The sequence below is a fragment of the Anaeromonas gelatinilytica genome, assembly GCF_016820635.1.
Taxonomy (GTDB): Bacteria; Bacillota; Clostridia; order Tissierellales; family SIT17; genus Anaeromonas; species Anaeromonas gelatinilytica.
Map to the genome: position 1 here is coordinate 1 of NZ_WSFU01000049.1, position 12,462 is coordinate 12,462.

The following is a 12,462-nucleotide window of genomic DNA, read 5'->3' on the forward strand; positions in this document are numbered from 1 at the left end:
GTTGTTGTTTTAGTTTTTCTATATTCATTCATATATACATTGTATTAGTTATGCTGATAAACCGCAATAACTATTAAAAAAATATCGCTTTCATCCCACATCTGAAGAAGTGGGCTTTCTCGCTCATAAGTTCTGCAAAAGAAAACAAAATGATTCTATTTTCTACTCATAGTCTTGACACTGTGGCAAATTTCTCTGATGAAGTAATATTTTTAGGTAAATTTCATCGGTTTTATTAGGTGTCAAATAATCATAAATTTGAAGAATTAGAATCTATATTCTTTAAAAAATGTATAGGCTAATATTACAATTGCATTAAAAATTTAGCAAATGAAGGAAATAATGAAGTGATTATAGAACTAAATAATAAAATTAAAAAGGGAGTGTGTTGGCATGAATGAAGAAAATGAAAGAGAATCAATGATGGAGGATGAAAAAGTTAGTTTAGGACAAAAAATTAAATGGTACATAGTAAAGCCTAGTAGATTTTTTGAGTATTTTAAAGGAAATCCTAAAGTTTTAATTCATTTTATAATGATTTTTATTTTAAATGCAATTGCTACTTTAATTTCATCTTCAAAAACTGATGAGATAACGAATCAACTTCCAAAAGGAATGTCAGCTGAGCAAATAGAATTAACTCAAAATATTAAAAACGTTTTTTCTTCGCCTATTGTTGTTGTAATTACAACACTAATAACAGTTACAGTAACTTATCTTATATTTGCAGGAGTTAGATATATATTTACAAAATTATTTAAAGGTGAAGGAACATTTAAAAAAATGTTTTCGTTAGTTTTAGTTACATCTTATCCTGTAGCAATAGCTGGAATATTTAGAAGTATATTTTCTGATCCAGTAGTAAGTAGTGATATTATGAATAGTGTATTAAGTAAGGTGAATATCTGGTCTATTTGGCAACTAGTACTTTTAATCATAGGCATAAAAGTAATGTTTAATATATCTATGAAAAAAAGTGTAATAATAAATGTAGGAATATTTGTTGTTACTACATTTATTACAGTAGGTAGTGCAATTATTAATAGTAATTTAAGTAATATGGTTCAATAAAGGTGATTAAGTGAAAAAAATAATAGAACTTAAAAATATATCTCAGCATTATAAAATGGGCAGAAGTATAGTAAAAGCACTTGATAATGTGGATTTAGATATAATTTCAGGAGAACTTACAGCTTTAATAGGACCTTCTGGTTCAGGTAAATCTACATTGTTAAATGTCACAGGAGGTCTTGTAAAGCCTACTGAAGGTGAAGTGAAAATTAAAAATGGGCTCATTACAAGTTTATCTGAAAATGATTTATGTTTATTTCGTAGAAATAATATAGGATTTATATTTCAATCCTTTAATTTAAATCCTACATTATCAGCCCTTGAAAATGTGATGATGCCTCTTATATATGCTAGAGTAAAACAGGATAAAAGAAAAGATATGGCAACTCATGCTTTAAAACTTGTGGGATTAGATGAGAGAAAGGATCATAAGCCTGGTGAATTATCAGGAGGACAACAGCAAAGGGTGAGTATTGCAAGGGCACTTGTAAATAATCCTGAAATAGTTTTATGTGATGAACCTACAGGGAATTTAGATTCAGAAACAGGTAAAGAAATTTTATCTCTTATAACTAAAATGAATAAAGAAAGTAAAGTTACATTTATAATTGTAACTCACGATATTAATGTAGCAAAAATTTGTGATAGGATAATAACACTTAAAGATGGTAAGATATTGAAAGACGAGAGGAAGTGAGTCAATGAAAAGGAAAGTAGTGGTTATAGGACTTATTTTTATAATTATGATTTTAGTATCAACTAATACATATGCAGCTCCTAAAAGTCCTGTAGTAGTAATTTCAGAATATAAAATAGAACCTGAAATAATTTCTCCTGGAGAAAATTTCAAAATAAAATTAACTTTAAATAATTACGGAGAATATCATGCAAGGAAAGTTAAGTTGACTCTAAAAGATAAAGTAGAAGAAGAAAAAATACCAACAGGAGAGATGCAAGAAGAAAAGATACCAACAAGTGAGATGCAAGAAGAAACAGAAACAAAATTAGACAATTTTTCTCCTTTAAATCAAAGTAATGTAAAATATGTTTCACTTATAAAAGCTGATACAGAGGAAAAAGTGGTATATGACTTGTATTCTTCACCTAACATGAAACCAGGTAATTATAATTTAGTAGTTTCATTATCTTATATGGATTCGAATGGAAGAGTTTACACAGAAGATCAAATTATAGGTATATTATTATCCGAAAAAGAAAATATAAAAGTTTTAGGTAAAGATGATTATGGGGATATATCTATAGGAGAAGAAGTAGAATCAACTATAAATATAGTAAATAATTCTACAGCTGAAATTAAAGGAGTAACTGTATCTGTAGAAGGAGAAGGTGAAAATAGCTATACAGAATATCTAGGTAATTTTAATAGTGGGGACTTTGATAGCTATACTTTTAATGCAGTATTTGATGAAAAGGGCAAAAAGAATGTAAATGTAAAAGTAAGCTATATTGATGGACTTAATAAAAATACTGAAATAGAAAAAAAGTTAAATTATAATGTGGAATCAGAGGACAATATTGATAATTCTGGTAATAAAGAAAAAGATAATAGGTTTATTAGATTTATCAAAGGATTATTTGGATTTTAGTGGTGAATAATATGATAGATAAAGATATAATAAAATTTGCATGGATGAGTTTGTGGAGAAGAAAACTTAGAACCATATTAACTCTTATAGGTATTATGATAGGTACAGCAGGGATAATAACTATGGTTTCTTTAGGTGTAGGACTTGAAGAAAGTGTTACTGGGGAATTTGAAAGTGGAAATATGACTAATATTGAAGTTTATCCAGGAGTTAATATGGGACCTACTGAGGGAAATAGTATAAAGATATTAAAAAGAGAAAATGTAAATGAATTAAAGCAGTTAGATGGAGTAAAAGCAGTTACTCCTATATATCAGACCTATGGAGAATTAAATATAGGCAGAGAAAGTGTAGGAGCTAATTTTACTGGTATTGATACAAAAGAAGTTGATGAATTAGGATATCAATTAAAAGAAGGGCGTTTTCCAAGGAAGGACTCTATTATATTAGGATCAAGTTTAGAGGGACAAATTTCTAAAAATAATAAGAAAGATTTATTAAGAAGTTCTTCTTCTATCAGCTTTTCAGATGGTTTCTCAGAATTAGAAAAAAATAATACCTCAAAAAAATATCGCACTAGAATTACTGGAGTATTAAAATCTACTGGTGGAGCAGAAGATTATTCTGTAATAATGGATATAGATGAATTAATAGATATGGTAGAAGAAAAAAATGATACTAAAGATATAATAGAAAAAGAAGGATACTCTAATATTAGAGTAGTAGCTAATGATATGGACGAAATAGATAGATTATCAAAGGAAATTAATGATAAAGGATACATGGCATATTCTATAAAAAATATGATAGAACAAGTGGGTAGTGTTTTTAAATTCTTACAACTATTTCTTGGAGGAATTGGAAGTATAGCTCTTATTGTAGCAGCAGTAGGTATAACCAATACAATGATAATGAGTACTTATGAAAGAACGAAAGAAATAGGGGTAAATAAAGTAATAGGAGCATCAGTAAGAGATATACGAAAGCAGTTTTTATATGAAGCAACCTTTATAGGATTATTAGGTGGCACAGCAGGACTAATATTAAGCTATATATTATCATTTCTGATTAATACTATAGCTAAGATATTTATGAGTGGTCTTGAAGATAATATAACATCAATTCCAATATGGTTAGCTTTATTTGCCATTATTTTCTCAACCGCTGTTGGAATTCTTTCAGGTTTATATCCTGCAAATAAAGCAGCAAAGATTAGTGTATTAGAAGCACTTAGGCAAGAGTAGAATTAACAATAAAATTTTAGCTAATTATGATATAGCTTATAACCTTAAATTGTTTTAGGTTTTGTGATATTATAGCTATTATTTATATTATTTTTCATAAGTTATGAGAGCCACTTTCAATTTATATAAAGTGCACTTGTTTTAAAAAGTAATAATTTGTTTTCCTCTTATCATATACTTGCTGATAAATCTATTAATTCTGTATCAAAGAGTCCTCAAATATTTAATAATAAGTTTTGATTTTTTGGTTTAGTAGGAAGTAGAGATTTAGTGATGAAGTATCTAGAAAATATATTAAATTAGATACTAAGAATATTGATAATCATCTTAAAATATTATATAATATTAGTAAATATTCAGAAAACTATATATACACTTATTTATTAAAATAGTTACTAAATACAATTATTATCGTAAATAAGGGCCTTTATGTAAAAAATATTACTAGGGGCCTTTTTATGTTTTTTGAATATTTAAAAAATAAAAATGGGGGAATTTTATGATTCAATCGGGTTTTATGTATGTAGCATTTTTGATATTTTTTGCTGGAATAATTGTGATTTTAGAAAAAAATACTAAAGCAAAATTTTTCAAGTATGTTCCAGCAGTAGTACTAATTTATTTTATAGCAATGTTATTATCGACTTTAGGATTATGGGAAAAAACGGATGAAATTAATAGTTATTATAGTATAGTTAAAGAGAATTTACTTCCTGCAATGATTTTTTTAATGTTGTTAAGATGTGATTTACGTAAAATAATTAAATTAGGTCCTAAGATGTTATTAGCATTTTTTGCAGCTGCCATAAGCATTGCTTTTGGATTTATAGTTACATTTGGTATATTTAAAGGATTATATGAAGCTGATACATGGCAGTCTTTTGCAGCACTATCAGGAAGCTGGATGGGAGGTACAGGGAATATGGTTGCTGTACAACAGGCTTTAGGTCTTCCAGACTCTAGTCTTGGTTATACATTGCTTATGGATTCTATAGATTATTCCATATGGGTGATGATATTATTAGCATTAGTTCCATTTGCAAATAAATTTGCTAAATGGACGAAGGCTGATACAAGAGTATTAGATGAAGTGGGTGCTCAATTAGAAAAAGCAGAAGAAGATAATAGAAAAGTTATAGAGTTTTCAGATTTGATTGTATTATTAGGAACAAGTCTTTTTGTATCAGCAATAGCAATCTCAGTAGGAAATATGTTACCTTCAAGTGATTTTTTCTCTGGAACTACATGGACAGTACTTATAGTTACAGTATTAGGTGTTATTGGAGCTATGACGCCTTTGTCAAAATTACCAGGATCTTCACAGATTTCAAATGTAATGTTATATACAATAGTTGCACTCATTGCTTCTAGAGCTAATTTTGCTGAACTCGGTCAAGCTCCATTGTATATAATATCAGGATTTGTAATTTTGGCAGTTCATGCTATTTTGCTATCAATGATAGCTAAAATATTTAAACTTGATTTATTTACTTGTGGTGTAGCAAGTTTAGCTAATATAGGTGGCGTTGCATCAGCTCCAATTCTTGCAGCATCATATAGTCAAACATTAATTCCTATAGGAGTTTTAATGGCTATGATAGGATATATAGTCGGAACAGGCGGAGGATTATTGGTGGGTAGAATTTTATCTTTAATGTAGATTAAATAGGGTGATAGAATATGTATGATAAAAATACCGTATATATAATAGGACATGGAAAAACTAGTTCAGATAATGCTATTACTGAACGGTTTAAAATATTTTTTATGGGTTTTGTGGTAGATATTAATACAGATGAAATAGTAGATTTAAGTTGCTCCGCAACTATTGCTACTACTTCAGAATTTGTAGCAAGTATATTTGTAGGGAGTAAACTGGATAGATATAGAGATGAGATTGAGAAGGAAGTAAAAAAAAGATATTTCGGATCATCTCAGAAGGCTATAATAGTGGCATATAAGGATGCGGTTAAAAAGTATAGGGAAGTTAAGAATAAATATTGTTGATTTTGGAGGTAGATATTTTGAAAATAACTGATATAAAATTAGGGAGAATATCTGTACCATTAAAAACACCTTTTAAGACTGCATTGAGGACAGTTAACAATGTAGAAGATACTATAGTAATAATAGAAACAGATACAGGAAATATTGGTTATGGTGAAGCCCCCCCCACTGGAGTAATAACAGGGGATACTACAGGAGCTATAATAGGAGCAATAAAGGATCATATTAAACCTTCTCTTATAGGAATGAATATGGAAAATTTTGAAGATATAATGTTGAAACTTCATTCCTCTGTAGTAAAGAACACCAGTGCAAAGGCAGCAGTAGATATAGCCTTATATGATTTGTATGGGCAAATGTTTAATGCTCCTGTATATAAGCTTTTAGGAGGCCATAGAGAGAGAATTAATACAGACATAACTATCAGTGTAAATGAACCAGAGGAAATGGCAAAAGATAGTATTGATGCTGTGAATTTAGGATATGACACATTAAAAATAAAAGTAGGTAAAGATTCTAAATTAGATATTAAAAGACTTAAATCTATAAGAGAAGCTGTTGGAAAGAATATAAGAATAAGGATAGATGCAAATCAAGGATGGAAGCCTAAAGAAGCAGTATATACTTTGAGAAAAATAGAGGATTTAGGTATAGATATTGAATTAGTAGAGCAACCAGTATTGGCTCATGATATAGAGGGATTAAAATTAGTAACAGATAATATAAATATTCCAGTATTAGCAGATGAAAGTGTATTTTCTCCTAGAGATGCAATTAAGATATTACAAAATAGAGCAGCAGATTTAATAAATATAAAATTAATGAAAACTGGTGGGTTATATAATGCACTAAAAATAGTATCCATAGCAGAAATATATGGAGTTGAATGTATGATTGGATGTATGTTAGAAGCAAAGGTTAGTGTTACAGCAGCAGTCCATTTAGCGGCAGCTAAAAAGATAATTACAAAGATAGATTTAGATGGACCAGTATTATGTAGTGAAGATCCAATAATAGGAGGAGCAGTATTTAACAATTCAAAAATCAAAGTAAATGATGGATTTGGATTTGGGATTGAAGGAATAAAAGGAATTGAATATATATAAATAAAAATAAGAAGGCTAATGTCTTCTTATTTTTAATAAATATAGTAATGTGTTATATTAAATAGATAAAGGAGTGAAGAGATATAATTATGAATGTACAAAAGAAAATAGAGAGATTTCCTAAAATTGATTTACATTGTCATTTAGATGGGAGTGTAAGACCTGAAACAATATTAGAAATTGCATTAAAAGAAGATATACATGTACCCACCACTAAAATTGAAGCATTTAAACAACATACACAAGTTGCAGAGGATTGTAGTTCATTAAAGGAATATCTTTCAAAATTTGCTCTTACATCAGATGTAATGCAGAAAAGTGAATATATATATCGAATTACAGATGAATTATTAGAAGATTTATCAAATGAAAATGTTAAATATATAGAAATTCGATTTGCACCATTTCTTCATATGGAAAAGGGAATGACCTTTGAAGAAGCTGTTGAATCTGTGTTAAAAGCAATGGAAGAAGGAAAGGAAAAATATGGAATTTTATCCAAATTGATATTAATATGTATGCGTCGTCATTCTCCTGAAGTAAGTGTTCAAATTGTAGAGAAAGGAAAGGCATATTTAGGAAAAGGAGTTGTAGCTATAGACTTGGCAGGTAATGAACATGATTTTCCACCAGAGTTACATAAAAAAGCATTTCAATTGGCTAAAGAATATGGATTTCATAGGACTGTACATGCTGGAGAAACAGGCATACCTAAAAATATTATTACTGCAGTGGAAGAATTAAAAGCAGAAAGAATTGGTCATGGTATTCACGCTTATTTAAATGAAGAAATTCTTGAATTTGTAAAAGAAAAGAAGATTCCTTTAGAAATGTGTATATCTAGTAATGTACAAACTAAAGCCGTTGAAGGTTTTGAGGACCACCCAATAAAAAAATATTTAGATGAAGGAATTGCAGTGACAATAAACACTGATAATATTACTGTGTCTAATACTACACTTGCAAAGGAATACGAAATATTAATGAATAAGCAAGGATTCACATTAGAAGATATTAAGCAGACAATTATTAATGGAATCAATGCATCTTTTGCATCAAATGAAGAAAAAGAAGAATTAACAGGAATATTCAAAGAAGAATTTTTTAAACTATAATTAAAATATCCTATAAGTATGAATGATAAAAAATTCAACTTATTAGGATATTTTTTTATTCGATTTTTATAGTGTAACATTTTTAATATTTTCATAATATAGTATAGCATATATATAATTAGTATGGTATAATAAATTAATGATATGAGAATAAGGAGGAAATGTTATGCATGAATATAAATATATAAAATGGTTTAATGAGGTTAATAAGAGCGATATACCTATTGTAGGAGGTAAAGGGGCTAATTTAGGAGAATTAACTCAAAAAGGTATAAATGTACCACCAGGATTTTGTGTAACAGCTAAGGGATATACTGATTTTATTGAAAAATCTAATATTAAGGATGAAATAAAGGATAAGTTGTCTCAATTAGATATACAAAATAATGATATGTTACACGCTATAGCAAAAGAGATAAGAGATATTATTATGAAGTCAGAGATGCCTGAGGATATAAAAAATGAAATTATTGATAGTTATAAAGAATTTAGTGAAAAGGTAAATAAGAAAGATCCTTTGGTAGCTATTAGAAGTTCAGCTACAGCAGAGGATTTACCAGAGGCGTCATTTGCAGGGCAACAAGATACTTACTTAGAAATCCATGGAATAGAAGAAATATTAAACCATATAAGAAAATGCTGGGCATCTTTATGGACTGCTAGAGCTATATATTATAGAGAAAATCAAGGGTTTAAACATGAAGAAGTAGCACTAAGTGTTGTAGTTCAAAAAATGGTAAATAGCGGAAAGGCAGGAGTGTTGTTTACTGCTAATCCAATAAATAACAATAAGAATGAAATAATGATAAATGCTAGTTGGGGACTAGGAGAAGCAGTAGTATCTGGAATAGTAACGCCTGATGAATATATAATAGTCAAGGATAGTTTGGAAATAGTAGAAAAAAATATAGCAAATAAGAAGACTATGGTTATAAAGAAAAAGGATACAGTAGGAACAGAAGAAGTATCTGTTGCTGATATATTAGGTAAGGATAAAGTAACAGACGAATGTTTATCTGAAGATGAAGTAATTAAACTTGCAAGAAGTGGATCATTAATTGAAGCGATGTATAAGAGTAATCAAGATATAGAATGGGCTTTTGATAAAGATACTAAAGAATTATATATATTACAATCTAGACCTATTACAACATTGAAAGGGGAAGAAGAAAATATGGAGGAAGTAAAAAATACTGAATTGAAAGTTTTAGCTAAGGGATTAGCTGCAGCTCCTGGAATAGGCTATGGAAAGGTTGTAAAGATTAAAGATATAAATGAAATATCTAGAGTGAAAGATGGAGATATATTAGTGACAGTGATGACAAATCCTGATATGGTACCATCTATGAGAAAAGCAAAGGCTGTAGTTACTGATGAAGGTGGAAGAACTTGTCATGCAGCTATAGTTTCTAGGGAGTTGGGAGTACCTTGTATAGTTGGAGCAAACGATGCTACAGAGCATTTAGAAGATAAAATGATGGTTACAGTAGATGCTACTAGAGGAGTAGTATATGATGGAAAAGTTGTAGAAGAAGAGGAAGAAACAACTAATGGTAATATAGGTAAGGAACAATTGGAACAATTAGTAAATCAATTAGCTCCTATTACCGGAACAAAGATATATATGAATTTAGGAGAGCCTGCAATGATAAAGAAATATAAGAATCTTCCTTTTGATGGCATAGGTCTTATGAGAACAGAACTTATATTTACTAATTATGTAGGTGCTCATCCAATGTATCTAATAAAGACAGGACAACAGGATAGACTTATAAATAAGATGTCAGAGGGAATTACAAATGTTGCTCAAGAAATATATCCTAAGCCTATAGTAGTAAGATTAAGTGACTTTAGAACCAATGAATTTAGAGGGTTAGAAGGTGGAGACGAAGTAGAACCTATAGAAAGTAATCCTATGATTGGATGGAGAGGGGTTTCTAGATATATTTCTTCTGATTATGAAGAAGGTTTCAGATTAGAGTGTAAAGCAATCAAAAAGGTTAGAGATGAATATGGATTAATCAATGTATATGTTATGTTACCTTTTGTTAGAACTACTTGGGAATTGAAAAAAGTGAAAGAAATAATGGCTTCAGAAGGATTAGTTCAGGGAATAAACTTCAAGATTTGGATAATGGCAGAAGTGCCTTCAGTGATATTCCAAGCAGAAGAATTTGCACAATTAATTGATGGATTTAGTATAGGAAGTAATGACTTGACTCAATTAACATTAGGAGCAGATAGGGACTCAGGAATATTAAATAGTATGGGATATTTTGATGAAAGAAATCCAGCAGTAAAAAAAGCAATAGCTACATTAATAAAAGCAGCTCATAAGCATGGTAAAACTGTATCTATATGTGGTCAGGCACCATCTTTATATCCAGAATTTGCGGAATTTCTAGTTCGTGAAGGAATAGATAGTATGAGTATAAATCCTGATACAGTAGCCTATACAAGAAGACTTGTGGCAGGAGTAGAGCAGAGAATACTATTAAACAATATAAGAAATTCAAATAATTAGATAAGTAGTAAATAAAGGGTATTCTATCAATAGGATGCCCTTTATTGTATTAAGAATAACACTCGCTATTTTTCTTATTATAAAAAGATAAATGAATTATGGAAAAAATAACGACTTATGGAAAAGTCGTTTACTTCTTTTTGATTTTCATGCTATAATATAAGAAGATAGGGAAAATATGGGAGTGGAAGGTATGGGAAAAATACTTATAGACTTATTGTACTACGCAATAGCAATATATGTGGGGATAAGAGTTTATCGTTTTAATAGAGACCAAGATTATAAAGCTTCTGGGGCCACATTAGTTCCTATTAAAAGCAAAGAATTTATTATAATATTAATAAACTTCTTCATAATAGGAATACATGCTCTTTTGATATTTTTCAATTCACCAGAAGATAAATTATTTATAGTAGAAATACTAGGGGTAACTTTAAATATATATTTATGGACTTGGATTATTGTCGAATATAACAAATATAAAAGAAGTAATAAAAAGAAATACTTTATTTTTGCTATAGTATCCTTATTAATAATAATGGCTATATTCTCATATGCTAAATCGAATTTAGAGGGAACTATAATGTATACAGAGATAAATAGTATTCCAGAAAAGGATATATATTTATATAAAATAAATGAAGAAGCTGAATCTGATGAATCATTTCATTATGGGTTATTAAAATACAGGGATAATATATATAAATATAGTTGGTCAAATGAGTATGATCAAAAAGAGAATCCCCCTACTTTGGAGATAGAAGATACAAATAATGACGGTAAGGAAGAGTTATTAATCATATTCAATGATAAATTGTATAATGAGAACAATAGTCTATATTCAACTATTGATTTAGATACTGGTGAAAGATTAGATAGATATGAGAGTGATTTATTCACAGAAATAGAGGGAAATGCTATAGCTTTAGATGAATATTTCATGAAAATTACAAGAATAAATTTAAAAGAAAATATGAATAATATTGAAAGCATATATTTAAATAAAATAAAAGAACATGAATATTTTTTAATTAAGAATAAAAATCAGAATAATTGTCCTAATTTTCTAATGAGAACAAGATATGGTAGAGTTGATGATGTGGTGGAATTATCTAGTGATGCTGAATATGAGGATTATAAACTTTCTAAAAATGGAGTTTATATGGCGATAAATTTTTCTAGAGAGACTGAGGAAAAACTGGCAACGAATTCTATTGATATTATAAAATTAAAAAATAGTGATCCTAGTCAATTAATAAAAGGAGCTATGAAGAAAGAAAAAACAATAGGGGAATTTGATTATTCTATATTAGATTATGAATTTGATGATAATTTTAAATTTATCATAGATAAATCTGTAGATAATAACAAAGAAAAAGAAGAGTTTGAAATAATTCCAACAAAAACTAATTAATCTTGACAAAAACGAATAGTTTATATATTATTAATCAATAATAGTACATATGAATATAAAAGCTATGAAGGGAAGAGTAGATTAAGAATCTATCTATAGAGAGCCAGGAAAGGTGAAAGCTGGTGATAGAGAATTAATTGAATATGGCCCCTGAGCTTCATGGTTGAAATTTAAGTAGATTATGACGGTTTGTATCCGTTAAATACAAAGGTTTATAAAACCTATTGAGGCTTAAATTGAGAGATTTAAGTAAACTAGAGTGGTAACGCGAATTATACCTTCGTCTCTGTATGAGATGAAGGTTTTTTATTTTAAGACCAGCTAGTAAAAGTCAATAGAAAAAATTAAAAAACATGAAAAAACTATGAATATAA

General features: G+C 28.8%; 10 protein-coding genes and 1 other annotated feature. All 10 genes read left to right on the forward strand.

The window, feature by feature from the left end:
* Positions 1–393 precede the first annotated feature (393 nt).
* The 10 genes from GOQ29_RS03710 to GOQ29_RS03755 all read left to right on the forward strand — a co-directional run bounded on the left by GOQ29_RS03710 (position 394) and on the right by GOQ29_RS03755 (position 12,088).
* On the forward strand, positions 394–1,071 hold the full coding sequence (locus GOQ29_RS03710; RefSeq protein ID WP_203371291.1) for a Yip1 family protein: 678 nt from the start codon (positions 394–396) through the stop codon (positions 1,069–1,071).
* A gap of 10 nt (positions 1,072–1,081) precedes the next feature.
* Entirely contained in the window at positions 1,082–1,768 is a 687-nt protein-coding gene (locus GOQ29_RS03715) for an ABC transporter ATP-binding protein (protein WP_484477056.1), read from the forward strand.
* 4 nt (positions 1,769–1,772) lie between these two features.
* Positions 1,773–2,678: a COG1361 S-layer family protein gene (locus GOQ29_RS03720; protein WP_203371292.1), complete on the forward strand. Its 906-nt coding sequence runs from the start codon at positions 1,773–1,775 to the stop codon at positions 2,676–2,678.
* An 11-nt stretch (positions 2,679–2,689) separates the two neighbouring features.
* Positions 2,690–3,922, forward strand: coding sequence for an ABC transporter permease (locus GOQ29_RS03725; protein WP_203371293.1), 1,233 nt, complete (start codon positions 2,690–2,692; stop codon positions 3,920–3,922).
* 499 nt (positions 3,923–4,421) lie between these two features.
* A complete protein-coding gene (locus GOQ29_RS03730) occupies positions 4,422–5,582 on the forward strand; it encodes a DUF819 family protein (protein WP_203371294.1) in 1,161 nt (386 codons plus the stop codon).
* Positions 5,583–5,602: 20 nt separating this feature from the next.
* Entirely contained in the window at positions 5,603–5,929 is a 327-nt protein-coding gene (locus GOQ29_RS03735; protein ID WP_203371295.1) for a DUF3870 domain-containing protein, read from the forward strand.
* A 17-nt stretch (positions 5,930–5,946) separates the two neighbouring features.
* Positions 5,947–7,035 carry a dipeptide epimerase gene (locus GOQ29_RS03740; RefSeq protein ID WP_203371296.1) on the forward strand — a complete coding sequence of 363 codons (1,089 nt, stop codon included), beginning with the start codon at positions 5,947–5,949 and terminating at the stop codon, positions 7,033–7,035.
* An 89-nt stretch (positions 7,036–7,124) separates the two neighbouring features.
* Positions 7,125–8,150 (forward strand): adenosine deaminase, encoded by a 1,026-nt coding sequence (gene add, locus GOQ29_RS03745; RefSeq protein WP_203371297.1) that lies wholly within the window; start codon positions 7,125–7,127, stop codon positions 8,148–8,150.
* Positions 8,151–8,316: 166 nt separating this feature from the next.
* Positions 8,317–10,674, forward strand: a complete 2,358-nt coding sequence (gene ppsA, locus GOQ29_RS03750; protein ID WP_203371298.1) for a phosphoenolpyruvate synthase — start codon at positions 8,317–8,319, stop codon at positions 10,672–10,674.
* A 193-nt stretch (positions 10,675–10,867) separates the two neighbouring features.
* Positions 10,868–12,088 (forward strand): hypothetical protein, encoded by a 1,221-nt coding sequence (locus tag GOQ29_RS03755; RefSeq protein WP_203371299.1) that lies wholly within the window; start codon positions 10,868–10,870, stop codon positions 12,086–12,088.
* 55 nt (positions 12,089–12,143) lie between these two features.
* Positions 12,144–12,379: a binding site (T-box leader), on the forward strand.
* The last annotated feature ends 83 nt before the right edge of the window (positions 12,380–12,462 follow it).

What these genes read in the sequence shown, in the direction of transcription:
- GOQ29_RS03725 (WP_203371293.1), top strand. Translation starts at nt 2,690, where the DNA reads ATGATAGATAAAGATATAATAAAATTTGCATGGATGAGTTTGTGGAGA.
- add (WP_203371297.1), top strand. Translation starts at nt 7,125, where the DNA reads ATGAATGTACAAAAGAAAATAGAGAGATTTCCTAAAATTGATTTACAT.
- GOQ29_RS03730 (WP_203371294.1), top strand. Translation starts at nt 4,422, where the DNA reads ATGATTCAATCGGGTTTTATGTATGTAGCATTTTTGATATTTTTTGCT.
- GOQ29_RS03720 (WP_203371292.1), top strand. Translation starts at nt 1,773, where the DNA reads ATGAAAAGGAAAGTAGTGGTTATAGGACTTATTTTTATAATTATGATT.
- ppsA (WP_203371298.1), top strand. Translation starts at nt 8,317, where the DNA reads ATGCATGAATATAAATATATAAAATGGTTTAATGAGGTTAATAAGAGC.
- GOQ29_RS03735 (WP_203371295.1), top strand. Translation starts at nt 5,603, where the DNA reads ATGTATGATAAAAATACCGTATATATAATAGGACATGGAAAAACTAGT.
- GOQ29_RS03755 (WP_203371299.1), top strand. Translation starts at nt 10,868, where the DNA reads ATGGGAAAAATACTTATAGACTTATTGTACTACGCAATAGCAATATAT.
- GOQ29_RS03710 (WP_203371291.1), top strand. Translation starts at nt 394, where the DNA reads ATGAATGAAGAAAATGAAAGAGAATCAATGATGGAGGATGAAAAAGTT.